Source organism: Botrimarina mediterranea, from assembly GCF_007753265.1.
Classification (GTDB): domain Bacteria; phylum Planctomycetota; class Planctomycetia; order Pirellulales; family Lacipirellulaceae; genus Botrimarina; species Botrimarina mediterranea.
On sequence record NZ_CP036349.1, the window covers coordinates 3,701,288 to 3,726,833 of the forward strand.

The following is a 25,546-nucleotide window of genomic DNA, read 5'->3' on the forward strand; positions in this document are numbered from 1 at the left end:
ATTTCTACGCAAGGCAGCCATCATCGCGGCCCGGTGACGTCAAATGCCCCCCAGACCGATCTTGCCGCCTCTTGCAGCGGATTGCCGCCCCCGGGCAGCCGATCTTGCGAGACTTCCCAGAAGAAGACGCCGCGCAGGCCGCGGTCGCGGGCCCAGCGTGTTTTGAGCCGGATCGATTCGGCGTCGTCGTAACTTATGACGGCATGGCGGGCTGGTGAAGTTAGCCAAGGGGTCTGGGTCTCGTCATCCCACGTGCGGGTCCAGCCTTGGGCGATCAGCTCTTGGCTTTGTAGATATGTCTTCGATCGGCCGGGGTCGTCGGTGTCGGTTGTGTCGGCGTAGGGCTGCGGGACCGAGAAAGCCCGCCCGTAGAGCGGTAGGCCAAGGGCCAGCCGTTCGGGCGGGAGCCCGCGCTTCTCGAGCAGGTACTCGAACGTTGTTGTAACCGAGTGGCGCTTGTCAGCGGGGGTTTTTGATGAGGGCGTGAACGGGGCGTTGTGCCCGGCGAATCCGGCCCAGCCGCCGGCGTAGTCGTAGGTCATCACGTTGACCCAATCCATCGTCTCGAGCAGGAACTCGTTCGACAGCCATTCGAGCGTCTGCGGATGGGCGGCGGACGCCATCGTCAGCTGCATCGGCCTCCCTTTTCGCTCGGCGATCGCATCGAGCCCTGCCCGCAGTCGCCGTGTCAGCCGTTCGAAGCCGGGGACTTCTTCGCGTGAGTCGGGGTACTCCCAATCGAGGTCGATGCCGTCGTAATCGGCGTCATCGACCAACTGGAGCACGGATTGAACGAAATGAGTTTCGGCCTCGCGGTCGAGCACGATCGCGGCGAACTGCGCGTCCCAACCCCATCCGCCTAGCGAGAGCAGCACCCGCACCCCGTGCCGATGGGCCTTGGCGGCGAACGCCGCGTCGGGCACGCTTTTATTGGGACGCAGTTTGCCGTCTTCACCGGCGACGACGAAGGCGTGACAAAGATGCGTGTACAGGCTGTAGTTGAGGTCACGTGCCTGGCCGTGGACGTAGCCGACGAATACATCAGGCGAGGGGACATCCGACGCGGGGACGTCAGACGCGGGTTTCGTCGCGGGCTCGGCGGCCTGCGTCACTGAGAGCGGCGTCATTGACACCAGGGGCGCCGAGCATGTGAGGCCGGCGAGGATCGCCAGTGCCGTTCGGCGGGGCATTGGAGGGGTCATGCGGCAGGCTCTCGATGGTGGGTGTCGTCGGTTTCAAGAATCGCGAGCGATAGGTCCACACGATGCCGCTCGCCGCTGCGGTGGAAAGCGCGAGGGTTATGGCCGCACTGACCAGTTCGCCGTAGAGGGCGTAGCCGGTTGCGAACAGCATGGCGTACACCGCAACACAGCCCAGAACCATGCGGGCGAGGCCGAGCCAGACGTTGTCATCCGCCAAGGGGGCTGGAATCGGGCGGCCCGCGGCGGTGGCCCGCTCGCGGACAGGGCCCCAGCCGGGACCGGCAGGATTAACCGAACGGCAGAACTCTTCGAGCGTCTCCGCATCGTCGGAGGGCGTAAGTATGGCGACCATCAGCCAACCGGCCGTCGTCACCGCCACCCCTAGCGTGAGCTTCGCCCAGTCGGGTACGCCGAGTGACTCGCCGTACCACGCTAATACCAAGGCGACGACGAAAGAAACGACCATCGCGGCGACTTCGGAGTAAGCGTTGATACGCCACCAGTACCAGCGCAGTATGAACAACAGCCCCGTCCCGGCGCCGATCTGCAGAAGGATCTGGAAGCCCTGCGACGCCGTTTGCAACTGCAGCGCCATCGCAGCCGCCGCGATCATCATGAGGACGGTCGAAACCCGTCCCACCACAACGAGCCTAGCGTCGGACGCATCGGGCTCGACAAAGCGCTGATAGAAATCGTTGACAACGTAAGACGACCCCCAGTTGAGGTGCGTCGAAATCGTGGACATATAGGCCGCCAAGAGGGAGGCCAGCACGATCCCAAGCCACCCCGATGGCATCTGAGTGAGCATCGCCGGATAAGCAAGGTCGTGGCCGATCTTGGAGGGGTCAATGCCGGGAAAGGCCTCGCGGATCGAATTGAGGTCGGGGTAGACGACTAACGAGGCCAGCGCAACGAGGATCCAGGGCCACGGCCGCAAGGCGTAGTGGGCGCAGTTGAAAAAAAGCGCCGCGGCTGTCGCGTGGCCCGGGTCTTTAGCGGCAAGCATCCGCTGGGCCAAGTAGCCGCCGCCGCCCGGTTCTGATCCGGGATACCACACGCTCCACCACTGCACAGCAAGCGGGATCAGCAGAACGGATAGCAGGGTGTTGATCGATTCGGCGCTGCCGAAGTCCAGCGGCGGCAAGAAGGCGAGCTTGCCAGCGACGGCATCGCTCGACACCAAAGCCGCTAGGCCGCCGACTTCGGGCCGATTGACGGCGTAGCATGCCGCCGCGATCGACCCGGTCATCGCCAGAACAAACAAGACCGCGTCGGTCAGCACCACCGCACGGAAACCGCCGACAGCGCTAAACACCACAGTAATCACCGAAGCAGAGACGATCGACACCAGCGGGCCAACCCCCAACAGCACTTGACCGATCTTGATGGCGGCCAGCATGACCACCGACATCACCATAACGTTGAAGACGACGCCTAGGTACAGGGCACGAAACCCCCGTAAGAATGCGGCGGGGCGCCCGCTGTACCGCATCTCGTAGAAGCCCAGGTCAGTCATGAGCCCTGATCGCCGCCAAAGGCCTGCGTAGTTAAAGACCGTGAGCATCCCCGTGAGCAAGAAGGCCCACCAGACCCAATTTCCCGCCACGCCGCCCGTCCGGACCAAGTCGGTGACCAAGTTCGGCGTATCGGCGGCAAAAGTCGTCGCGACCATCGACATGCCGAGTAACCACCATGGCATGCCTCGGCCCGATAGGAAAAACTGGGATGCGTCCTTTCCCGACTGCCTTCCCGTTAGCGCGCCGACAGCCAACACGCCCAGCAACGACGCGGCGATAATCGCCACGTCGAGCGTCGTGAGCGCCGGAACGATGGAAGCAGCCGTTTCCGCTAAAATCGGCATTGGCAATCGGAGGGGAGCCTGAGGTAGACCGATAATGGCCACCAGGGAATCGCCGGTAGTCACGAGAACGCCCGCAATATGCGCGGTGAAAACACTTCCACCACTTTACTTTAGAGCCTACAATAAGTCACCGGCGGATTGCGACTCAACCTGGGGAATATTGGAATTCGCTACGTGGCGTCTTCTGTGTGAAAATTGCCCATGCGATTCCCCTTCCAGAGTTCGTCCGCGCCACCGCTAGTCGCAGGCCGCCGGTTTCAAGGTAACGGCATGACGCAAACGTCAATTGTGCAGCCCCGCCTCCTGAGTCAACTCAATGAGAGGCTCGTCTTAGACGCCATCCAAAGCTATGGCCCTTCAACCCGAGCGGAGGTCACCGAACGGATCGGAGTGACCTTCGCAACGGTCGCCAAAGCCGTCGCGTCGCTGATCGACGCCCGATTGCTCGAAGAGTACGACGAGCCGACCGTCGGGCGTGGCCGACCAGCTAAGCGTATCCGTTTGGCGGTCGATCAGTCGCAGGTCGTCGGGGTGGCAATCGAGATCGACGAGGTCTTGGTGGCGGCCGCAGGATTGGACGGTAAGCGGCGTGGGGCGACGAGCACTTTCAAAACGCCATCGTCGTACCAACAACTGGTGCGATCCATAAGCGAAGCTCTTTCGGACCTGATCAAGAGCGAACGACTCAATGTTCTTGGCGTCGGCGTGAGCGTTGCCGCTCAGGTGGATGAAAAGGCTGGCCGCGTGGCGGTCGCCGCCAACCTGCCCTACCTAAGCGACAAGCCTCTCGAACGGGACCTCCGCGAAGCGATAGGCATCACTTGCTCAATCGTGCGAGACACGCATGCGATGTGCGTGTCCGAAAGGCTGCATGGCAGCGCAAAGAATCTTGACAACTTCTTGCTGTTGCATCTTGGCGTCGGTATTGGCATGGGCGTCATGATCGACGGACGGCTCTTCTTCGGACAGTACGGCTATTCCGGAGAACTCGGGCACATGACGGTCGTCCCCGGCGGGCAATTGTGTCACTGCGGCAGAAAGGGATGCCTCGAGACCGTCGCTAGCGAGTGGGGCCTCTCCGACCATCTCAGCGAACAACTCGGCCGGCAGGTCACCGTTGAAGATGTCGCGAGGCTCTATGCTTCGGGCGACCCCGTGGCGAAGAAAGAAGTACGCCGCACTTGCAAGCACTTGGCGCTCGGCGTCTCGCACGCCGTCCACCTATTCAACCCGGGCAAAGTCGTCGTTTACAGCCGCCTCTTCAGCGCCTGCCCCGAACTCTTAGAGCTCCTCGTCCACAACGTCGAGAGGATTGCCCTGCCGCTCAACTTCCGCGGCTGCGAGTTCGTGAACGCGGCGACGACGCCGCTCGACGGGAGCATCGCCCACATCATCGGCCACCTGGCCGACGCCCTCGCTCCGCGGTTGTCTCACACCACGATCGTCAACTAGCCACGCGGCCGTTGCGGCCCACGCGGCCACGGCGGCACCGTACGCGGCGGCGCCACCACACAGGTCCTTCGGTTTGTACAACACCCCGACGTACTTAGCGGCGGCCCTGCTGTTTAGCGCATCCGTTACATGCGACGCCCAAACTCCCGCGCCACCATCGACAGGGCCTGTGATCACTTGGCGTCTCGTCGGGAATGACACGCCTGTTGTAGGGTGCTGCGCAGCGGAACTACTCGTGGACCCCTCGGTCTTCGACCCCGAGGGCAAGTCCACGCTGTACTTCAACTTCGTCCGGAAGCCGTCTGCGGTTTACAACTCGACGACGGGCAGCGCCGTGGAGCCCATCAATGGCGATCTCTTCCGGGTGGAGCTGGGCCGTGGCGAGAACAAGAATGGCCCCCTGCGTATCGAGACCGTCTTCGAGGGCGCGGTACGGCACGTCACCGACGCGCCCGCGGGATTCTTCGTCGTAACCCGGGGCTGTTTCACCGAGTCTGTCGAACCGATCGCCGTGAAGATCGATCTCTCGGTCCTCCGGCGAGAAACGAAACCGCCTGCGGCGCCGCAACGAGAGAGCGGCGCCGCTGCACGGCGTCGTGAATCGGTTGCGTCGGCCGCGCCCGCGGCGCCGTGGATTCCTCAGCCGTGGCGTTACGAGCCATTGGCGGGCGTCGTCGAGCTGAGCGGGCTCCCGATTGAATGCTCGAGCGATCACGCCGCTGCAGCGCGGCTGCTCGGCGACGCCATCGTCGCCGCCGGGGGTGAGCCGCCCGCAGTCCACACCGCCATTGATCCCCATCGGCCCGCGATCCGGTTGCGATTGGGGGACGCGCCTGTCGATGCTCCCGCTGGCGGCAAGGCTGAAGAGGCGTATTCACTCGAAGCCCGGGAGGAGTCGGGCGTTGTGATCACGGGAGCGGGTCCCGCCGGTCTTCACTACGGCGTCCAGACGTTGGTCGCGGCGATCGCCAACACGCCGGTCGCTATCGGGGGGAGCGTGCGTCCTGCTGTCCGTGAGATGCTGGTACGCGACGCCCCACACTTCCGCTACCGCGGCCTGCATCTCGATGTCGCCCGCAACTTTCAATCGGTCGCGACCATCCGCAAGGTGCTCGACCTGATGGCGGCGTACAAGCTCAACCGTTTCCACTTTCACCTCACCGACGACGAAGGCTGGCGGTTGGCGATTGAGGGGCTGCCCGAGTTGACCGAAGTGGGCGGTCGTCGGGGCTACTCGCCCGGCTTCCAAGAGTTCTTGCCGCCCTCGTTCGGCTCGGGCCCTCGCCCGGATGTCGCGCCGGGAAGCGGGTGGTACTCGCGGGAAGATTTCATCGCTCTGCTCCGCTATGCCAACGAGCGCCATATTGAAATCATTCCCGAAATCGACTTGCCTGGCCACTCACGGGCCGCGATCAGGGCAATGCAGGTCCGCAGCGAGCGCCTCCGCGCCGCCGGAGACGAAGCCGCAGCACTTCAGTTTGTCCTACGACGCGACAGCGACGGCGCCGAGTACGAGTCGGTACAGATGTGGAAGGACAACGTCATTGATGTTCGCCTAGAGTCATCCGTCGCGTTCGTGGAGCGTGTCGTCGGCGATGTCGCCAGCATGTACGACGAGGCCGGAGTCGCATTCAGGTCGATTCACCTTGGCGGCGATGAAGTGCCGCACGGGTGTTGGACCGATTCAAACGCCCCAGAGACATTACAACAAGCCGCCTTGTTTGCGTCCTTCATGGACCGCTGCGCCGAGATTGCCGCTTCCCATGGCGCCAGGTCGGCGGGCTGGGAAGAAGTCTTCCTAGCGGAAGAGGGCAGAGCTGCATTAAGGTCTGGAGCTAGCGCCGGGGGTGTTTGCTACGCCTGGAACAACATCTGGGGATGGGGTCAAGAAGACGCCGCCTACCGCTTGGCGAACGCCGGCGTCGATGTGGTGCTCTGCAACGCGACACACCTCTACTTTGACCTCGCCTACGAAGACACGGTCGATGAACCAGGCTATTACTGGGCGGGCGCCACCGATGTTGAGGAAGTCTTCCGCTTCCAGCCCTACGCTTACTTCGATGCGCCGCTGCGTGATCGCTTCGGGAACCCAATCCCCGTCAGCGACAGAGAGCCGATGACCCGGCTTTCCGCCAAGGGACAGCGACATATCATCGGCATGCAGGGTCATCTCTGGGGAGAGAACCTCAACTCCGCCGAGCGGCTCGAATACATGATGTTCCCTCGTCTACTCGCTCTCGCAGAGATCGCGTGGGCGGGGCCAGCCGACTCGCGCGATGCGGATGCCGACCCTTCGCGGACCTGGGTAGAGTTCGAGCACCATCTTGCCGAGCGCGAGCTTCCCCGCCTGAGAGGCTTCTTGGGGGGAGTAAAGTACCGACCGCTAGCGAACCCTACTATCGCCAAGTAAACGCCGAATGCCGCCGCACGCTCGGCATTGAGTGTTGTCGCACTATGGTTATCGCACCGAGGAACATTGAATGCGCCGCTTGAGTATGAAGGTCCGTGCGATCGCTTTATTGGCCGCCACAATTGCGGGGTCAGATGCCGCGGCGCTCGATCTGATCGGCTATTTGCCGTACTACCGGATCAACAGCGACTATCTCAACCACGTGCTGCCCGGGCAGCTCTCGATGCTCGACGAGGTGCGATATTTTGGCCTCAGCGTTGATAGCGATGGGAAGATCGTGTCGTTATCGGGATCGATGCAGACTCATAAAGACAATATCGCGGCCATCCAAGGCGTCATCGCTTCGCTTCCCGTAGCTAGCCGCCCGCGGCTCGACATCACGATCGGCGCCGCGGGAGAGGACGCCACCTTCACTAGCGTCGCGGCGAGTGAATCCAAGCGAAGCGTTCTCGCTCAGAACATTAGCACGCTGCTCAACGAAACGGGCGCCGATGCGGTCGATATCGACTGGGAACACCCTGACGCCGGCGTCCAACGAAACACTCAATATCCAGCTCTTCTCAAACGGATCAAGCAAGAGATCGGCGCGGATCGGAGGGTCTACGCCACCGTTGCCCCTTCGGTTGTGATCTCTAACAGCGTCTTCTCCGACGAGAATGCGATCGACGGCGTCTCGCTTATGACCTACGACCTGGGTTGGTGGAGTAATGACCCCACCAACTCCAATAACGGCGAACACTCGCTTCAAGAGTACGTCGATGACACCTTCGAGGCTTGGTCGGAATCTCCCGGTTCGCCGAATGATCGCCCTTGGGTCTTCGGAACGTGGGGGAACGGTTCGCCGGCCAACCAGTTGGGCGTCGCGATACCGATCTACGGTCGCTCCATAGCCAATCAGACGGCCTACACCTACAGCGAACTCGTCACCGGGGGCGCCACCACCGACGGGGAGTATTACCAGTACAGCGGACAGCAGGTCTGGTCTCCGTCGCCCGGACTCGCAGCGCAACGCGTAGAGCACGCCCTCGACCAAGGTTTACAACACCTGATCTTCTGGGAGATCGGACAGGACTTGCCCGCGACCAACAGCAATTCGCTGTTGCGCGTCGCCTACGAAACACGAGAAGCCTTGGCAGGACTGCCGGGCGACTTCAACTCCGACGGCAAGGTCGACAGCGCCGACTACACCGTGTGGCGAGACGGGCTCGGCGCCAACTACACCCAGGAAGACTATGAAACCTGGGCCGAGAACTACGGGGCATCGGCTAACTCTTCGAATGCCAAGGCAACGCCCGAGCCGGTGTCAGCCGGCATGGCGTTCTTTGCCGCCTTAGTGGGCTTCTTGCGGCAAAGAAGACCGTAGCCGTCAACGGATCTCTCCAGCTAGACGCCCCCAATCGGGTGCATTTTATTGCCCCCCTCAAGAACGCTCCAGGAGGCCGTCTACGGCGTCCGACGCGGGGGCCTTGGTAAACCCTCCAAAGTTCATAAATACGCGCCTACGGGCCCTCTATGGCCTTGTAAACACCCGTCCACGTACTCGACGTGACGCCGGGCAATTTACCTCCGGCTGCCCCCCGTGTCGGCGCGCAAATCGACCTCGCCACTGAGAACACGGACGGACCGTCTCGACGCGAACCTTCGTCGCTGAGCGCTGCCCGTAACCGCAACCGACGGCCCCACCCGGCGCCGCCTCCTCCGAAGGGCAGCCGGGGATCGTCCCCGGCTCGATGGGGACCTTCAGCGTCCTAACTGCCGGGCGTGGCTGCGTCGAATCACTCTGCTCCTCGTCGCATGGTGCCGGTCGGCGACTCAGCCGTAGCGACGCTCGCCGCGCGATCTCGACCAAGTCCCTAGCGAAACAACTCGGTCGGCTGTGGTGCGACCACCGACGCGCCTAGGGCCTTCGCGAAGAAGCCCCCTCCGCCTACAAAGACCTGCGGCAAGTCCTGCATGCTCAACGCGAGCTGACCAGGACGGTGCGAGAGCTGCTGCCGCTCCTCAACTACAAGGGGGCGATTCCCGCAGGTCCTTTCAAGCACAGGCGATCACCCGATCCATCAACGGCCTCTTCCGACGGCGCGATCGGTTCGCTACTTCGTTACAATTTCGCAAGTCAGTCACCCGGCTCGACATCGGCGGCATAAGGTTGATAACTTCGCTTCGCGTTGGTTCAATCCGTCGCTGACTCTAGGGATCCCACCCAACACGCCCCGACTCTTCGGCGTTTCGCATGCAAGTGCTGCTCATCGAAGACGACGGCGCCCTCGGCAAGGCCATCCAGCAGGGCGTCCGAGAGGCCGGCATGGACTGCCAGTGGCGCCGCAATGGCGTCGATGGACTCGAAGCGGCGCTTGCGCAGCAGGCCGACGTCGTCGTGCTTGACCTGCTGCTTCCCGACCTGCCGGGCCTCGAAGTCCTCTCGCGCATGCGACGCGAAGGAGTGCGGACGCCCGTGCTCGTCCTCTCGGCACTCGGTTCGGTCGATGACCGGGTGACCGGCCTCGAAACGGGCGCCGACGATTACCTGATCAAGCCGTTCGCCTTCGCCGAGTTGCTCGCTCGCTTACAGGCACTTTCGCGGCGCACCACCGAGGCGCCCTCGCAAGAGTACTGTGTCGGCGCGTTGTCGCTCGACCTCTCCCTGCGCCGCGTCACCCGTGAGTCGAAAGAGATCGACCTCACGCCGACTGAGTTCAGCTTGCTTGAGTATCTGATGCGGCACGCCGGCCAGGTGCTGTCGCGGCGGATGCTCTGCGAGCACCTCTGGGACGCCGACTGGGAGGGCGTCACTAACGTCGTCGATGTGCACGTCTCACGGTTGCGGGGCAAGATCGACCGCGGGTTCTCGCCGCCCTTGCTGCACACCGTCCGCGGCCGCGGCTATGTTCTGCGTGCGTCCAACGATGCCGAGGCGGGTTACCCCGAGATCTAGTGCGCGCCCGCAGGCCAGTCTCGTTCTTCCGTTCGGTTCGGTTTCGCATCGCGGCGCTGACGACGCTGGCGGTCGCCGTCGCCGCAACCGCCGCGCTCATCGGACTGCGACAGGCGTTCTACTGGACGCTGCTCCACGAGGTCGATCGCGTCCTCTTAGAAGACGTGGCCGAAGTCACGCTTGTCATCAACGAGTTGTCGCCCGAAGGGCTCGACGCTATCGCCGACGAGCTCACCCGCAAAGCGGCCGGTCACAAACAACACCGCTGGTTCGCGCGGTTGCTGGATCAGGACGGAGACCGTGTCTGGCGCAGCAGCGACGCCGAGGGGACACCGCCGGCGCCCGCCAAGGCCGACGCCGTCCCGCGGACCGTCGGCGACCTCCGAACGCTCCGCGCCGCGACGCCGACCAACCCGCTGGGGATTGCGTCGGTGCAGGTCGGTTCTTCGATGTCGCTCTACAACGACGACCTCGAACTGATCGATCGCCTCGTCGCGGGGGCGGTGGCGATGATCCTGATCGTGGCGCCGCTATGCGGGTACTGGCTCGCGGGCATCGCGACGCGCGACCTCGAGGCGATGACCGCCAAAGCCTCGTCACTCCGGCCCACGCAGCTCAACGAGCGGTTGCCGTACCGCGGCGTCGATGACGAGTTCGATCGACTCGCCGATACGATCAATCACCTGTTGGCGCGGATCGCGACCTTCGTCGATGAACGCCGCACGTTCCTCGCCGACGCCGCCCACGAGCTACGCACGCCGATCGCGGCGATTCGCAGCTCGATCGAGGTCGCCCTCGGCGGCGAGCGGAGCCGCGAGAGTTACCGCGATCTGATGGAGCAGGTGCTCGACGAGTCGGAGTCGCTGGAGGTCCTTGTCAACCAAGTGCTGCTCCTCTCAGAGGCCAACGCCACGGTCGATCGGGCCGAGCCTGAGCGCGTCCTGCTCGACGAAGTCGCCGCCAAAGCGGCCGATATGTTCGCCGGCGTCGCCGAATCGCGCGGCATTCGACTCGAATGCGATATTGCGCCCGACATCGCCGTCAACGGCATCCGCCGGCACTTGCATCAGGTGGCGAGCAACTTGCTTGATAACGCGATCAAATACACGCCCGAGGGTGGGCGCGTTCAGCTAACGCTGAGCGACGCCGACGGCGTCGCGCGGCTCGAAGTGGCGGACAACGGCGTGGGCGTCTCGCCCGAGGACCTGCCGCGGCTCTTTGAGCGGTTCTTCCGCGCAGACCGCGCCCGCCAACGCGACGACACCCGGGGCTCGGGGCTCGGTCTCAGCATCTGTCAGTCGATCGTCGAAGCCCACGGCGGCGAGATTACCTGCAAGAGCAGGGCAGGGGAGGGGACCACGCTTACCGTGCAATTGCCGCTCGCCGTCGATTCGTGAAAACATCGTGAGTTGCCGGCATTGTTTTCACCACAAGGGACACTAAGGACACGACGGCCTGTCACCGGGTGCAGACGTTGACCTGAGTTTGCGGCCGTGTGGTGACTCCTTACCGGCCACCTTCGAATAGCAGGCGCCTCGTGATTCGCCCGCGGCAAGCGCGGACGGGCACAAGTCATTCGGCTTAGGCGATGAGGTCGTGGACGACTTCACCATGAACGTCCGTGAGGCGGAAGTCACGCCCCTGGAATCGGTAGGTGAGTTGCTTGTGGTCAAAGCCCAACAAATGCAGTAGCGTCGCTTGGAGGTCATGCACGTGCACGGGGTTCTCGGTGACATTGAAGCCTAATTCGTCGGTGGCGCCGTAGACGAGGCCCGGTTTCACGCCGCCTCCGGCCATCCAGATCGTGAACGCGTTGGGGTGATGGTCTCGACCGTCGTCGCCACCCTCGACCATTGGAGTGCGCCCAAACTCGCCGCACCAGATCACGAGTGTCTCGTCGAGGAGTCCACGTTGCTTAAGGTCGGTTACGAGCGCAGCACAACCTTGGTCGGTATCGGCGCAGTTCTTGACGATGTCTTTCTTGAGATCGCCGTGCTGGTCCCACGACTCATGAAAGAGCTGGATAAAACGCACGCCGCGTTCTACTAAACGTCGCGCTAGCAGGCAGTTCTTGGCGAACGAAGGCTTTGCCGGATCGACGCCGTACAAGTCGAGCACGTGCTGCGACTCCGACGCAACGCCTACCGCTTCCGGCGCGCTCGCCTGCATGCGGTATGCCATCTCGTACGAATTGATCCGCGTGGCGATCTCGGCGTCGCCAACGAGGTCGAGGTTCTGGCGGTTCAGCGCGTTCACTGTATTGACGGTCGATTGCTGCAACTCGCTGGTGACGCCCTCGGGGTTCGACAGGTACAGCACCGGGTCGCCAACGGTACGGAACTCGACCCCGGCATGGACGGTCGGCAAAAAGCCCGAGCCCCAGTTCGCCGTGCCGGCGCTCGGGCCGTTCTTGCCCGAGTTAAAGACCACAAACGCCGGCAGGTTGCGCGACTCACTCCCCAGCCCGTAGGTCGTCCAAGCGCCAAACGACGGTCTGCCGAACTGCTGCGATCCGGTCTGCATCAGCAGTTGAGCCGGCGCGTGGTTGAACGCGTCGGTCTTCGCCGAACGCACCACGCAGAGGTCGTCGAGCATCTTCGACGTGTGCGGCAACAACTCCGACACCATTAGCCCGCTGCCCCCGGCCGGCGCGAATTTGTAGCGCGGGCCGAGCAATTTCGACTGAGGATTGATGAATGCGGCCCGATATCCTTCGAGCAGTTCCGCTGGCGGGAGCTGGCCGTCGTGCTTGAGCAGTGCCGGCTTGTAGTCCCACATCTCGAACTGGCTGGGACCGCCACCCATGAACAACAAGATCACATTCTTCGCCCGCGGCGCGAAATGCGGCGCCTTCGGCGCGAGGGGATCGGCTGCGGCCGTCGCGCCGAGCGTGTCATTCGCCATCAGGCCCTGAAGAGCGATCGCCCCCAGCCCAACGCCGCATTGCTGCAAGAACCACCGCCGGCTGACCTGATGTGGGTCGCCAGCCGAGGGCGTGCAACGCCCGCAAGGGTACGGAGGGCCGTTCATCGATCGCTGTTGCCGTCGCTTCATTGTCGGGTAATGGTCTCGTCGAGATTCAGCACGCAACGGGCGACAAGCATCCAAGCGGCCGTGTCGGAACCGGCGGCTTCGTCGCCAACGATAGCCACTGCGTCAATCGCGCCCGCGTCGATCCCGCTGCGGACCGATTGCAAGTAGTCCAACACCACCGTTAATTCTTCAGCTCGCGGCTTTCGACCGACGCACAGGAGGAAAGCAGTTTCGATCCGTGCTTCGTCGCCCTTATCCATCGCCATGATGCGCTCCGCCATTTCGCGCGAGCACTCGACGAACTGCTCTTCGTTGAGGAGCGTTAGCGCCTGCAGCGGGGTATTCGAGCGGTTGCGCCGCACGCACGATACGGCGCCGTTGGGAGCGTCGAACAGTTGCAACGGTGGGTGGACGCTCGTCCGGTACTTCTGCACGTAGAGGCTGCGTCGATAGCGCTCACTCCCCTTACTAAGATCCCATGGTTTCTTGCCATAACTCGCCGGGGGTTCGAGCAAGAACATCGGCGTCAGGGGGTAAACCGTTGGCCCACCGACTCGATCGTCAAGCAGTCCGCTCGTCGCCAGGGCAATGTCACGCACCGATTCGGCGCCAACTCGCAGCCGTGGCGCCCGGGCGAGCCAGCGGTTACTGGGGTCGCATTCGCGGTGTTCGTTTGTCACGCGCGACGACTGTTGGTACGCGGCCGATAGGACAATCCGCCGGTGCAGCGGCTTTTGTCGCCACCCCGAGTCCATAAACTCGACGGCCAGCCAATCGAGCAACTCGGGGTGCGAAGGGGGGGGAGCTTGCGAGCCCAGGTCCTCGGGCGTTTCGACAATGCCTGTGCCGAAGTAGGCTTGCCAGACGCGGTTCACGAAGGCCCGCGATGTCGTTGGCGAATCGCGTGAGGCCACCCACCGCGCAAGTCCAAGTCGCGTCGATGGCGAGTCGGCAGGCTGCGGATGCAGGAACGTGGGCGTGTGCGGCTCAATCACGTCGCCAGGCTTCAAGAAATCGCCTCGTTGCAACAGGTGCGTCACCCGCGGCTCTTCCCGCTCGATGACGACACATTGATTCACTCCCTCGGGATATTCCGCGAGCGCTGCGGCGATACGCTCGTTCGGCGCCAACCAATCCGCTTGGGTCGTCCGCCAATAGCCGAACAGTTCGGCGACATCGCTCCTGCTCCATGACGCTTCGTCACGATTGACGATTTCACGAACGGAGCGGGGCAGGGGATCGGCGACGGGCGCCGGGGCTTTGGTGACCGAGAAGCGGTACCGCCCCGCCATGTTGGTCTGCGTGTCGTTGGCGTTCCAACCGCCGTGGTCCTGCTTGAGACGGAACGTGAGCACGCCCCCTTCCTCAACCTCGATCGGCTCGGCGAGTACGAAGACCGCTTTGCAATCACGGTTGCGGTCGGCGGGGCCCGACTTGGTGTGCCATGCGGTGTTGAGGTCCTCGTCAATGGCGTAGGCGATCGGCCCGACACGCCGCGGGTCGGTCGGCTTGGTCGTATCGACAAAGGGGTGCTCCATCTCCCGGTCGGGAAGCTCCCGGTCCGAACTCGCCGATGCGATCTTCAGCTGCCTCCGCTCGCCGGACGGCGACGTGTAGAAGCAGCGGAACTCGGTCAGCGCATGCGTCCCATAGATCGACCGCCCCGGGCCGCCATGCGGCAAGGACGGGTGCGTGAGAAACTCGACGCGCACCGCGGCGTACCGCCCCGGCGCCGGCTTGCCCGCCATGTCGGCGGTGAGCTGCGTGCCGGTCATCCCCTGCGATAAAACGGAGAGGTCATCAAGGTACGAAAACTTCTCGCCCGTGAAGTTCTCGCGCTCGACCTTCACGGCTTGCCAGGCGACCTCATCGCCACGCGTTTGCTTGGCCCATTCCGACAGCCGCTCACGCCAATCGGGCGTTGCCGCCTTCAACTCTTCTTCGATCGCGTTTACCCGGGCGTGGATCCGCTCGATCTCCGTCTGCTCCTCGTCGGTATAGACGGCGATCGTCGCCTCATGGACGTTGTTGAGGTAAGCGTACAAGCCGAAGTAGTCTTCGTGCGTTAGCGGGTCGAACTTGTGCGTGTGGCACTGTGCACATTGCGTGGTGACGCCGAGCATCGCCTTGCCGATGGCGTCCATGCGGTCAAAGAGACCCTCGACGCGGAACTGCTCGGGGTCGGCGCCCCCTTCTTCATTGACCATCGAGTTCCGCAAGAACCCCGTGGCGACACGCTCGTCTTGACTAGCGTTCGGCAACAAGTCTCCAGCGATTTGCTCGATAAGAAACTCGTCGTAGGGCTTGTCGGCGTTGATCGCATTGATGACCCAGTCCCGGTAGAACCAGTTCGGCCGTCGCTTGTCTTTCTCGTAGCCATCCGAGTCGGAGTAACGCGCGGCGTCGAGCCACTTCAGACCCCAGTGCTCGCCGTAGTGCGGCGACGCGAGCAGCCGCTCGATGACGCGCTCGTAGGCGCCCGGCTCGTCGTCGGCGAGAAACGCCTCGCGTTCGGCGAGCGTCGGTGGCAGGCCGGTCAAGTCGAGCGTGACGCGCCGCAGGAGCGTTTCACGGTCGGTTCGTTCCGAAGGGCGCAGGCCCACTTCGCCGAGCCCCACGAGGACGAAGGCGTCGATCGGATTGCCACGCCAATCCATCGGCGCATCGGCTACGACTTCTGGCACGGGCGGCCGCTGCGGCTTCGTGAACGCCCAGTGGCCTGACCATTTCGCGCCCTCTTCGACCCACCGGCGAATGGTTGCGATCTCTGTGGCTGCGAGCGACTTGCCGGAGTCGGGCGGCGGCATCTGCTCATACTCGTCGGACGACTCGATGCGGCGAATCAGCTCGCTCGCCTCTGCATCGCCCGGCGTGACTGCGGCGTAGCCGCCGAGGTCCGCTAGGACGCTGTCGTGTTTGTCGAGCCGCAACTCGGTCGAACGACTCCCCTCGTCGGGCCCGTGGCAGAGGAAACAGTTGTCGGAAAGGATCGGCCGCACGTCGCGGGCAAAGTCAATCGGCGTGCTTGGCCCATCGGCAGCGCAGACAGTCGCCACGGGCGTCAGAAACGCCGCCACGAAGAACCGCCTCAACCGAGCACGCCACACGCCTTTTCGACTCCGAGGACCTAGAGAAGAGTGACCTTCTCCTATTGTCGCACGGACTGGCCGCGGGGAAGTCCGAATTACGCCCCGGATTGCGACGCATGCGCGAGGGCCTTCTCCCGATCGCCCGCACTCCAGTAGCCGTAAACGCCCACCACCACGAAGCAGATGAAGGGCAGGACAAACGAGGCTCGGGTCGCCGACAGTGTCAAGCCGCCCAGCGACACCGCCGAGCCGTCCATGATCGCGGCCTGAAGCGGGGGCATGAAGCAGCCACCGCCGATCGCACAGATGAGCCCGGCCGAGGCTAGCTTGGCGTCGTCCCCCAAGCCACGGAGGGCGATGCCGTAGATCGTCGGGAACATCAGCGACATACAGGCCGATACCGCGACCAAGGAGTACAAGCCGACCATCCCCTGGATGAAGATGGCGCCCAACACGAATAGCCCGCCGCCAATCGCCAGAGCGCCTAACAGCACTCCGGGATTGAAGAATTTCAACAAGTAAGTGCAGATGAAGCGGCTACATACGAAGATCACCATCGCCACAATATTGTACTTCTGCGCTTCGGCAAACGACATGCCGAGTTCGTTTTTCCCATACTGGATAATAAACGTCCAGCACATGATCTGTGCGCCGACGTAGAACGCCTGGGCGACGACGCCCCCCAAGTAATGAGGATTGCTGAATAGCCGACCCAACTGCGCTGACAGACGGTTGTCACCACGCTCGTACGACTCCCCCTCGGGGAGTTTGATTACAGCAAAGCCGATCAATGCGCAGAGGACGACTACCCCAAGCGTTACGTAGGGAATGACGATTACTGAGAGATCGCTCTGCTGAATGGCTGTAAACGCTGACGGGTCCGCCTCGGCGAGCGCTCGACGCCCCGCTTCGTCGGTCTCGTCGAGCTTCTTGAGGATGAATTCCATTGCGACAAACATCCCCGTCAAGGAACCCATCGGATTGAACGCTTGAGCGAAGTTAAGCCGACGCGGCGCGTTGTGCTCGGGTCCCATCGCCAGGATGAAGGGATTGGCGGTGGTTTCCAGGAACGCCAATCCGCACGTCATTATGAAGTAAGCCGCCAAGAAAGCGGCGAATAGCATCGAACGTCCCGCCGGGACGAATAGCAGGCAGCCAATGGCGTAGAGGGCCAAACCCATCAGCACTCCGCTCTTGTAGCCAAAACGGCGGATGTACAAGGCTGCTGGGATCGCCATCACGCAATAGCCGCCATAAAACGCCGACTGAACGAGCGAACTCTCGAAGTTGCTCAACAACAGCACGTTTTTAAACGCGGCTACCATTGGATCAGTAACGTTGTTCGCGAACCCCCACATGGCGAACAGAGACGTCACCAAAACAAAGGGAAAGAAATACTCCGGCGGGATGACGGGCGATTTGTCGCGCGATGACGCGGGTTGGCTCATAGACGGGCAGCGAGATGAGATGATGGTGAGTAGGAACTTGAAACAACGCGTCAGCCGTTATCAATGATCCGTTGGCGGTGGTGCTCGTCGGGACGCGTGTGGATGCGGTCGATGTCGATCTTCGCCATGCCGTGCGGGCCGCCGAAGGCCGCCGTCCCCGCCAGGATGCGGGCCGCCTTCACGGCCATCGTCGTGATCGCCTTGACCTGCCGAGCCGACGAGCCGAGCGCCACGAAACCGTGGTTGCGCAAGTAGATCGTCTTCGGCGCCTCACCCCATTCGCTGAGGTAGGCGTCGAGCCGTTCACGCAAGGCCTTGCCGAGTTCAACGCCCGGATCGACGTACGGCACTTGGAGCGACCGCGGCCCGCAGACCACGATCTGGTCGGGGAACAACCGATGACTCAGCGCCTCTCCGAAGCCGTTGGAGCAAGTAATGCCGTTGATCGCCGTCGGGTGCGTGTGGCCGATGAAGTTCACGCCAGGCAACCCCAGGCAAACCGCGTGCAGCGGCGCCTCGACCGACGGCGTCCCCGGGTGGCTGGCGTCGACCTTGGCGGTCGCCAGCCGGCTGCGGACCTCTTCGTCGAGGATGCGGTCGGCGTCGAGCATCGCCAGGATCTCGGACCGGCGGACCTCGACGAAGCCCTTGGCCTCGATCGTCCCCAGCTCGCCGCCACTAGCCTTCACAAGGAACGTGTCCTCGCTAAGCCGGGCCGAAGTGTTCCCTTCTCCGAGGATCGTACAGTCCCGTTCCGGCGCGCCGAGCCAACGCGACAGCTCAACCAGTTCGTCGATGAGTTGCTGACGTTCGTTCACTCGACCCCCTCATAGGCGCCGGTCACGCCCGCTTCGTCGGCTGCCTGCCAGGGGGCGCCGCCCTTGCGAGCCCCGCACAGCGCGACCTCCATCCCAAGCGCCGCCGCCATCGCCGCCTTCGCAAGCGCCGCCTTGTCGGCCTCTTCGGCCGAGTTGGCGTAAGCGACTTGGATGTGGTTGCTCTTGTGACGGGCCATCATCTGGTCGCGCGACACGCCGTAGGTCACCGCGTGCTGAATGGGCCACTGTGGCGTTGTCTCGCGCCAGCGGCGCTCGGTCTCCTCGATCGGCAGCGAGATCGCCTTCGCCCGCCCGATGTCCATCTTCAAGCGGCCGTCCTCGACGAAAACCCGCGACCAAACAAGCTCGCCCGGCTTGCTGACCCCCTTGATCGTGCCGCCGCCGTTGGGGAAGTACATCGCCGGCTGGCGGACGCTCGTGACGCCCGCCCAACCGCCGATCAGGTGCTCCGGCGGGACGCTGCCGCTGATCTCGAAGACCCAGACAAAGTCGTCGGTCGTCCCCGAACGGTCGGCGTCGCCCCAACGGATGTCGTGCAATGTGTTCTCAACGGGCTGTCCCATCGCTTTGTGCAAGCGGTAGGTCATCAGCCCGTCGAGCCCCGCGCACTCATCGACTTCGTTGAAGTGCGGGATCGGCTCGCCCTCGTAGAGGACGCGCGAACCGTCACGGCTCTTCACCGGCGGACGAGCCGTGTTGTTGAGCGTTCCCTCGACGAGATCGCTCGCCGGCATCAAGTCCTTGAGGCCCTGCTGGTACTGGATGCCGAGGCAGTCGCACCCAAAGTCGTCCGCGATCCGCACCGCGGCGACGTACATCTTGCACTGCTGACGCAGTTGCTCGTCGGTGAGATCGGTCTCGTGCGTGGGGCCCGTCTCGAACTTAGCGCCTTGTTGCACCATCCACTGCCGCACGGCGTCGGCCTCTTCGTCACTGACCTGTGTCGATTCGTAGTAGAGGGCCGACTGGCTGAGCCGTTCTTTGAAGACGCCGGTCGGGTTGAGCAGGTGGTCGGGGATGATCGCGTTGAACATCCCCATGCAGCCTTCGTCGAAGACACCCATGATCGCCTTCTCGCGCCGCAGCTGGGCGGCGAGCGCTTCGCCCAATTCGCGTTCGGCCTGGGGCGCCATCGACGGCGCGAAGGCGTGGACGTGATCGGTCGCGTGCTGGAGCTTGCCGGTCTCGAGCCACGTGGCCAGCTGCTCACGAAACTCGGGAGCGCCGAAGTCGTCAGCCCAAAGCGTCGAATACCGCACGCCCGCCTTGGTGAGCGAACCGTTGAGGTTCAGCATCCCCACAAGACCCGGCCAAGTGCCCGACCAATTCGCGAGCGTCAGAATCGGGCCGCGGTGCGTCAATAGGCCGTGCAGGATGTGGTGCGAGTATTGCCAAACGGCCTCGGCGACAATGAGCGGCGCATCGGGGTCGAGCGTCCGGAAGACCTCTTGCCCCTCCTTTTGAGAGCCGATGAAGCCGTGCTTCTCGCTCTCCTTGTAGGGATGCGCCCGTTCCACCGCCCAGCCGAGAGCGTTTAGCGCCTGGCTGATCTCTAGTTCCATCGCGCGCTGCGCCGCCCAACAATTTTGATTGGCGGAGAGGCGGAGGTCGCCGTTTGCCATCAAGTAGACACGCTTGTCTCCCAGCGGGACCGGCGACGCAGCGGCGGGTAGGGCGTAAGACGACATTCGGATCAGGCGATGGTGTTAGGAAGAAGGCGGCGTGACCTCACGTCGTCACGTCTGACAAGTCGGCAAATGCAGGAAGGCCTTGAGGTTAGACACTTTCCTATCGCCGAGGGGGGATGTCAAAGGCCCCGGAATAATGGCCTTCTATCACGCCATCGCATGGACTCTCCGCAGGTTGTACTCACATCAGGTGACCGATCGCATTAAAAGTCACCAGCTTCGCCTTGCCGTCGCGCCAGCGGACAATGTTCACGCAGCAGTTGGCTTGAGGCAGGAAGTATCCGCGCGCGAACGGGATGCCCAGCAGCGATCCGACGTAAACGCGATTCACCACGCTGTGCGCCGTGACGACGAACTCACCCCCCGCGTGCCGCGTCATCAGCGACTCCAATGCCGGTGTGACGCGATTGAGCAGCCCTTGCAGCGTCTCGCCACCGGGATAGCCATTCACGCCGGGGTCTTCGCGGAAGGCGCGGTACTGCTCCGGGTAATTGCGTTCGACCTCCGTCCAGTTGCTTCCCTCCCATCTGCCAACTTTCACTTCACGGATCGCATCGACCGGCTCGACCGCAAGCCCGTGCTTCTCGGCGATGAGACCGGCGGTCTCCATCGCCCGCTGCAGGGGACTCGAGTAGATCGCCCGGATCGGCCTGTGGGCGAGCCACTCCGCAGCGCGGGCGGCCTGCTCGCGGCCGATCGGCGCCAGCGGCTGATCGATGCCGTCCCCCTGCATGACAGGTGGCTCGACGAGATTAGGCGGCGTCGCGCCGTGACGCAGCAAGTACATCAGGCTATCGCCATGACCCAGAGTATCGAAGAGGAGAGACACGTTGAATTGCGGATAAATGGTTTCGGATTACGTCAGTGAGAGCCCGCGAACGCGGACATACTCGTGTACGAATGACCAATGACCAAGCCCCAATGACCAATGAGGAGGAAGTGGTGTTCAGGGGTCTGTTACCAGGAGTCAGGACGTGCCTCCGCACGAGTCTTCGACCCTTCCAACCTGATTACTGACTACTGACTACTGACCCCTCATTGGTCATTGGGGCTTGGTCATTGGTCATTCCGATTTCGTCGTCTCGACAGCGAAGCCGCGGCCTCGATTGCCGCGATCATTCCGCTCGTCTCGGCGACACCACGCCACGCTTTGTCCGGCGCGGTGCCGTGCGCGACGCTGGTTCGTACGATCGGCAGGCCGAGCGTGATGTTCACGGCCCCGTGCATGCCGAGCAGCTTCAGCGCGATGTGCCCCTGGTCGTGGTACATGGCGACCACCGCGTCGAACTCGCCCGCGACGGCGCGGCCCATGAGGGTATCGACCGGGTGGGGCCCCGTGGCGTCGATGCCCGCCGCCCGGGCGGCTTCGACGGCGGGAGCGATCAGGCGGGCCTCCTCATCGCCGAAAAGCCCGCCTTCGCCGGCGTGCGGGTTGAGCGCCGCCACGCCGATCCGCGGCCGTTCGGCGCCGTAAGCCGTCGCCGCATCGTGCGCCAGGCGGCACTTTTCCAAGATTGCTTCGACGCTCAGGGAGTCGATCGCGCTGCGGAGCGACTGGTGCAGAGTCGTGTGGATCACGCCGAGCCCGGCCCGCGTCCGCGACGCCAAGTCCTTCGGCAGGTAGAGCATCATTGCGAACTCACGGACGCCACACAGCTCGGCCAGAAGTTCAGTGTGGCCGGGGTAATCGTGCCCCGCGGCATGGAGGGCGGCCTTGCTGATCGGCGCGGTGACGACGGCGTCGACGCCGCCGGCGAGCGCCAGCCGCGTCGCCGCGACCACCGCTTGGTAGGCCGCCTCGCCCGTTTGAGCCGTGACCACGCCGGGCACAATCGCCTGCGAATCTAGCGGCGGGCCCTCGACGCACGGCATGCAGTCGGCCGCGGAGACCGAGAAGGCGCCCTCCGCCGACGGAACGGCGACAACCGCCGCCGCCAGGCCGCGCAGGTCGGCCGCACGTTGCATCACCGCACGGTCGCCGTAGACGACTGGCTGACAGACGCGCCAGAGGCTCTCACAAGCCCATACGGCGGCGATCACCTCGGGACCGACTCCAGCAGGGTCGCCCATCGTCAACGCAATACGGGCCATCCTAGAGCGTCCTGAGGGGGTCTGGTGGGAAGGGCAGGGGAGGTGAGCAGCCGATTCTAGTCGCCCCCCGCGCCGACGACAGTCCGTTGGACGGCGCACCCAACCACCGACCTGCCGGATATGCCGGCTAGCGAAAATGCGCTCCGTCGTGCCGCTTGGTCCGCGCGGTCCGGTTGGCCCGAACTCCTCCGGCGAAGCTTGCCGATGGCGCTGGTGAAGCCGTAATCCCGATATCGCTCTCGATCGCACCGGTCTTGAAGAAGTTCCTCTGCCTGCTGTCGGCCCTCGCCTTCGCGTCCCCGGGACGCGCCGAGGAGTTCGCCGCGCCGCTCGGGGTGACCCGGGCCGAACCCGTCACTGAGACGGTTTGCGAGCGCGACGCCGCCGGCGTTATCCGCGTTCAGCGTGAGGTCCGCCAGAACCGCCGGGGAGATTACGTCAACCACGGCGTCTGGCGAACTTGGGACGCCAGTGGCAAGCTCGCCGGCCAAGGCCGTTACGAGTCGGGGAAACCCGCCGGGCTCTGGTCTCGTTGGGCGACGGCCGAGGACACGCCGAGCCTCGCCGCCGACCACTTTGCCGGCTTCACCGGTCCGTTCCTCTCGCAGGCGAACTACCGCGACGGCCAGCTCGACGGCGTCTGGTCGATTTTCGACGCCAGCGGCAAACGCGTCAGCGAGGTCCATTTCGTGGCCGGCCAGCGCGACGGCTTCGCGACGCTCTGGACCTCTGCGGGCGAGGTCAGCCGCCGATCACAGTTCGCAGCCGGCCTGCCGACTGGCGTCCTCCAGTCGCTCGACGAATCGGGCGAACTCGTCACGACCGCCCAGTTCGAAGCGGGCCGTGAGCGGATCGAGCACACGGAACACCACGACAACGGCCGGCTGAAGGCCCGAGAGGGTTGGCTCAGCGGCCTCCAGCGTCCGGTCGTGACCGACGACCCCTGGCGGCTGCGGCTGGCCCAGTACGAGCCCAGCGGCCCCGAGGTCCGCAGCGGCGTCCGCGAAGCCTGGTGGCCCAACGGCCAGCCCAAGCTGCAGACCGAGTACCGTCTCGGCAAGGCGGTTGGCGAGGCCCGCTGGTGGCACGAGAACGGCCAGCTTGCCCTCAGCGGCAATTACGACAGTGGCCTCGCCAGCGGCGAATGGAACTGGTGGCGAGAGAACGGCATGCGGGCCGCCGCCTGCCGCTTTAATCAGGGCAAACCCGCCGGTGAGTGGTCCCTTTGGGCCACCGACGGCCAACGGCAGCCGACGGCTTCCTCTAACGGGCGACTGGTACAACGGCCCACCACAATGCTCGTGCGTTGACGACAAGCGCCTGGGGCTGCTCAACCCCTACAGCCGGCGCCAGACGCCAAGATAACGGATGAACTTTGCCGTTCGACCCGATGGATTGGGGGGGATGGCTGTAACAGGCAAACTCGGGCAACTATAGTGGCCCAGAAGCCCGCCTGGGCGCTCGATCGCCCGTTCCCTTCGGACCCCCCATTACTGCATGGCCAAAGCAATGTCGATCTTCGGCATGGCCGTGGCGGCGCTTCTGCTGCTGGCGTTTCTGCTGGACCTCGTCCTGCAAATCCCCTTTGGGGGGGCAAGCCCGATCATGGATATCGGCTTTGTCATTTGCGCGGCGATCCTTGGCTACATGGCCTGGGACGCTTTCCGGGCGTCGAACTAAGGTCGATGGCGGGTGGCTTTTCTGTGGGAGGGGTCTCCAGACGCCGATTACGGCCTCTAGGCCGCTACGGCATTGTGAGCTAACAAAGCTCACCACAGAGCCACCGAGGGCACTGATGACGAACAGAGACTTTTGGTAGCTCTGTGCCTTCCTACGCGTCCTCGGTGGCTCTGTGGCTAATCCAAACGCGTCGTGGGCGGATCAAGCGGCGACTCGATCGCCGTCGGCGTAGGCCCAGGCGTAGGCCCGTGCGAATGCGTCTCCAGCCGCTGAGCCAGCTCCGCCACGCCCAACCCCGCTAGAACCGCCGCCGACAGGGCGATCCGGTCATGGTGGTGGAACTGAAGCTCCGGCAAGAGGTCGCTCATCGCCACGCAGAGGAAGACGCCGGCCGAGAAAGCGACGCCGGCCGCGACACCGGCCGACGGCCCCGACTCGCCCACCGGGGACAGGCCGAGGACGTACAGCGCCACTCCCGCCGGCACCGCTAGGGCGAACAGGCCGTTCACGAGGGCTTGGGCGCCGGGGCCCCATTTGTCTTTGCCCATCAAGACGGCGATCGTCATCGCGTCGAGCGGCTTGTGCAGCACGATTGCGATAAACGCCCCCAGGCCCGGCAGCCAGACCTCGTCTGGCGTGTGGCGGACGCTTGCCGCCAGGGCGACGCCCGACAGCAGGGTGTGCAGCGTGAGCCCCATCGCCGCGCCGCTCCACGTCATCTCAGGGGTGTGCTCGCTGTGGGAGTGCTCGTGGCCGCAATCAGGGTGATCTTCGTGGTCGTGGTGATGCGCTGCGGGGTCTTCGTCCGCCTCGTGGTGATGGAAGCAGAAGAACCGCTCGATGAGGAACATCACCAGGAAGCCGGCGATGGTCCAACGGAACACCGCCAGCGTCGCCCCCGGCCCCGGCGCCGAAGCCGCTAGGGCGTGCGGCAGCAGGTGCAGCATGGCGACGCCGAGCATCGTCCCGGCCACGAAGCTGACAATGAGCTCGGTCCGCCGGTGCGAAAACCGCAGCCACCGCGGCACGAGCCCCCCCGCGATCGACGCGGCGACGATCGCGATGCAGTAGTAAGTCAGCAGGACGTAGTCCGTGGACAACGTTGGTTTTCCGGGAAGGGGGAAACCGCCAGGACGCCAGGAGCGCCGGGGATCGCCAAGAAGGAAAGGGGTTAAAAAATGAAAGCCCCTCAGGATGGTTTCCGAGGCGATTCGCCGCTAGGGTCTGGCGTGACGGTCCCTACAGATCAGCTGTGCGAGGCGTCTCCAGACGCCGATTACGCGCACCATGCCGTTTCGGAATAGATACCGTCATCGGGGTCTGGAGACCCCTCCTACAAAAAACCGCTTGGCGGTGCCCGTCCTTCATGAAAGCCGTCGTTCAACGTGTCAGCGAGGCCAGCGTCACTGTCGATGGCGAGGTCGTCGGCCAGATCGGGCCGGGGCTGATGGTCCTGCTCGGCGTTGCGGAGGGCGATACCGAGCAGGAGGCCCGCTGGATGGCGGACAAGCTCGTCGGGCTCCGCATCTTCGAGGACGACGACGGCAAGATGAACCGTTCGCTGCTCGACACGGGCGGCGCCATGCTCGTCGTCAGCCAGTTCACACTGCTGGGCGACTGCCGCAAGGGAAAACGCCCCAGCTTCATCGGCGCCGCGGCGCCGGAGGTCGCTAACAAGCTTTATGAGCGGTTCGTAGCGTTGGTCGGCGCGGCGGGCGTGCCGACGGCGACGGGGCGGTTCCGCACCGAGATGAAGGTCGCCCTCGTGAACGAGGGCCCCGTGACAATCCTCGTCGAAACGCCGCCGCAGGCGTGAAA

18 protein-coding genes and 1 pseudogene are annotated in these 25,546 nt (G+C 64.0%); 9 read left to right on the forward strand and 10 right to left on the reverse strand.

The window, feature by feature from the left end; genetic code table 11:
* Positions 1-20: 20 nt before the first annotated feature.
* On the reverse strand, positions 21-1,190 hold the full coding sequence (locus tag Spa11_RS14190; protein WP_197529404.1) for a glycoside hydrolase family 18 protein: 1,170 nt from the start codon (positions 1,188-1,190) through the stop codon (positions 21-23).
* Positions 1,072-3,063 carry a sodium:solute symporter family protein gene (locus Spa11_RS14195; protein WP_145113355.1) on the reverse strand — a complete coding sequence of 664 codons (1,992 nt, stop codon included), beginning with the start codon at positions 3,061-3,063 and terminating at the stop codon, positions 1,072-1,074. Before Spa11_RS14195 ends, Spa11_RS14190 begins: the two co-directional genes overlap by 119 nt.
* Before the next feature lie 390 nt (positions 3,064-3,453).
* On the opposite strand from Spa11_RS14195, the gene Spa11_RS14200 reads away from it, so the two are divergent.
* The 6 genes and pseudogenes from Spa11_RS14200 to Spa11_RS14230 all read left to right on the forward strand — a co-directional run bounded on the left by Spa11_RS14200 (position 3,454) and on the right by Spa11_RS14230 (position 11,257).
* Positions 3,454-4,515 (forward strand): ROK family protein, encoded by a 1,062-nt coding sequence (locus tag Spa11_RS14200; RefSeq protein WP_197529405.1) that lies wholly within the window; start codon positions 3,454-3,456, stop codon positions 4,513-4,515.
* Positions 4,516-4,750: 235 nt separating this feature from the next.
* The gene (locus Spa11_RS14205) at positions 4,751-6,925 is read left to right on the forward strand and encodes a family 20 glycosylhydrolase (RefSeq protein ID WP_197529406.1); all 2,175 of its coding nucleotides are present in this window, start codon (positions 4,751-4,753) and stop codon (positions 6,923-6,925) included.
* 70 nt (positions 6,926-6,995) lie between these two features.
* Positions 6,996-8,288 carry a glycoside hydrolase family 18 protein gene (locus Spa11_RS14210; protein WP_145113361.1) on the forward strand — a complete coding sequence of 431 codons (1,293 nt, stop codon included), beginning with the start codon at positions 6,996-6,998 and terminating at the stop codon, positions 8,286-8,288.
* 337 nt (positions 8,289-8,625) lie between these two features.
* A pseudogene (locus tag Spa11_RS23625) lies at positions 8,626-8,826 on the forward strand (RtcB family protein); the annotation flags it as partial.
* Between the two features lie 332 nt (positions 8,827-9,158).
* Positions 9,159-9,860 (forward strand): winged helix-turn-helix domain-containing protein, encoded by a 702-nt coding sequence (locus tag Spa11_RS14225; protein WP_145113365.1) that lies wholly within the window; start codon positions 9,159-9,161, stop codon positions 9,858-9,860.
* A complete protein-coding gene (locus Spa11_RS14230) occupies positions 9,860-11,257 on the forward strand; it encodes a sensor histidine kinase (protein WP_145113367.1) in 1,398 nt (465 codons plus the stop codon). Before Spa11_RS14225 ends, Spa11_RS14230 begins: the two co-directional genes overlap by 1 nt.
* A gap of 184 nt (positions 11,258-11,441) precedes the next feature.
* Here the strand turns inward: Spa11_RS14230 and Spa11_RS14235 are convergent, their stop codons facing one another.
* From Spa11_RS14235 to pdxA, 7 genes are all read right to left on the reverse strand, one after another.
* Entirely contained in the window at positions 11,442-12,914 is a 1,473-nt protein-coding gene (locus Spa11_RS14235) for a DUF1501 domain-containing protein (RefSeq protein ID WP_197529407.1), read from the reverse strand.
* Positions 12,911-15,970, reverse strand: coding sequence for a PSD1 and planctomycete cytochrome C domain-containing protein (locus Spa11_RS14240; RefSeq protein ID WP_231932936.1), 3,060 nt, complete (start codon positions 15,968-15,970; stop codon positions 12,911-12,913). Before Spa11_RS14240 ends, Spa11_RS14235 begins: the two co-directional genes overlap by 4 nt.
* Positions 15,971-16,077: 107 nt before the next feature.
* Positions 16,078-17,430 carry an L-fucose:H+ symporter permease gene (gene fucP / locus Spa11_RS14245; protein WP_145113371.1) on the reverse strand — a complete coding sequence of 451 codons (1,353 nt, stop codon included), beginning with the start codon at positions 17,428-17,430 and terminating at the stop codon, positions 16,078-16,080.
* A gap of 50 nt (positions 17,431-17,480) precedes the next feature.
* Complete coding sequence (locus Spa11_RS14250; protein WP_145113373.1) at positions 17,481-18,248, reverse strand: class II aldolase/adducin family protein; 768 nt, start codon at positions 18,246-18,248, stop codon at positions 17,481-17,483.
* Positions 18,245-19,957 carry a fucose isomerase gene (locus tag Spa11_RS14255; protein ID WP_145113375.1) on the reverse strand — a complete coding sequence of 571 codons (1,713 nt, stop codon included), beginning with the start codon at positions 19,955-19,957 and terminating at the stop codon, positions 18,245-18,247. Before Spa11_RS14255 ends, Spa11_RS14250 begins: the two co-directional genes overlap by 4 nt.
* A gap of 181 nt (positions 19,958-20,138) precedes the next feature.
* Positions 20,139-20,786 carry a histidine phosphatase family protein gene (locus tag Spa11_RS14260; RefSeq protein ID WP_145113377.1) on the reverse strand — a complete coding sequence of 216 codons (648 nt, stop codon included), beginning with the start codon at positions 20,784-20,786 and terminating at the stop codon, positions 20,139-20,141.
* Between the two features lie 227 nt (positions 20,787-21,013).
* Positions 21,014-22,048 carry a 4-hydroxythreonine-4-phosphate dehydrogenase PdxA gene (gene pdxA, locus Spa11_RS14265; protein WP_145113379.1) on the reverse strand — a complete coding sequence of 345 codons (1,035 nt, stop codon included), beginning with the start codon at positions 22,046-22,048 and terminating at the stop codon, positions 21,014-21,016.
* Positions 22,049-22,221: 173 nt separating this feature from the next.
* Between pdxA and Spa11_RS14270 the strand changes: the two genes are divergently transcribed.
* Together Spa11_RS14270 and Spa11_RS23010 are read left to right on the forward strand one after the other, a co-directional pair.
* Entirely contained in the window at positions 22,222-23,358 is a 1,137-nt protein-coding gene (locus Spa11_RS14270; protein WP_197529408.1) for a toxin-antitoxin system YwqK family antitoxin, read from the forward strand.
* A gap of 199 nt (positions 23,359-23,557) precedes the next feature.
* Positions 23,558-23,728, forward strand: coding sequence for a hypothetical protein (locus Spa11_RS23010; RefSeq protein ID WP_197529409.1), 171 nt, complete (start codon positions 23,558-23,560; stop codon positions 23,726-23,728).
* Positions 23,729-23,904: 176 nt separating this feature from the next.
* On the opposite strand, the gene Spa11_RS14275 is transcribed toward Spa11_RS23010, so the two are convergent.
* Positions 23,905-24,828: a ZIP family metal transporter gene (locus Spa11_RS14275; protein WP_197529410.1), complete on the reverse strand. Its 924-nt coding sequence runs from the start codon at positions 24,826-24,828 to the stop codon at positions 23,905-23,907.
* 266 nt (positions 24,829-25,094) lie between these two features.
* Between Spa11_RS14275 and dtd the strand changes: the two genes are divergently transcribed.
* Entirely contained in the window at positions 25,095-25,544 is a 450-nt protein-coding gene (gene dtd / locus Spa11_RS14280) for a D-aminoacyl-tRNA deacylase (RefSeq protein WP_145113385.1), read from the forward strand.
* Positions 25,545-25,546: the final 2 nt, after the last annotated feature.

What these genes read in the sequence shown, in the direction of transcription:
- Spa11_RS14190 (WP_197529404.1), bottom strand. Translation starts at nt 1,190, where the DNA reads ATGCCCCGCCGAACGGCACTGGCGATCCTCGCCGGCCTCACATGCTCG.
- Spa11_RS14195 (WP_145113355.1), bottom strand. Translation starts at nt 3,063, where the DNA reads ATGCCGATTTTAGCGGAAACGGCTGCTTCCATCGTTCCGGCGCTCACG.
- Spa11_RS14210 (WP_145113361.1), top strand. Translation starts at nt 6,996, where the DNA reads ATGCGCCGCTTGAGTATGAAGGTCCGTGCGATCGCTTTATTGGCCGCC.
- Spa11_RS14225 (WP_145113365.1), top strand. Translation starts at nt 9,159, where the DNA reads ATGCAAGTGCTGCTCATCGAAGACGACGGCGCCCTCGGCAAGGCCATC.
- Spa11_RS14235 (WP_197529407.1), bottom strand. Translation starts at nt 12,914, where the DNA reads ATGAAGCGACGGCAACAGCGATCGATGAACGGCCCTCCGTACCCTTGC.
- fucP (WP_145113371.1), bottom strand. Translation starts at nt 17,430, where the DNA reads ATGAGCCAACCCGCGTCATCGCGCGACAAATCGCCCGTCATCCCGCCG.
- Spa11_RS14255 (WP_145113375.1), bottom strand. Translation starts at nt 19,957, where the DNA reads ATGTCGTCTTACGCCCTACCCGCCGCTGCGTCGCCGGTCCCGCTGGGA.
- pdxA (WP_145113379.1), bottom strand. Translation starts at nt 22,048, where the DNA reads ATGGCCCGTATTGCGTTGACGATGGGCGACCCTGCTGGAGTCGGTCCC.
- Spa11_RS23010 (WP_197529409.1), top strand. Translation starts at nt 23,558, where the DNA reads ATGTCGATCTTCGGCATGGCCGTGGCGGCGCTTCTGCTGCTGGCGTTT.
- dtd (WP_145113385.1), top strand. Translation starts at nt 25,095, where the DNA reads ATGAAAGCCGTCGTTCAACGTGTCAGCGAGGCCAGCGTCACTGTCGAT.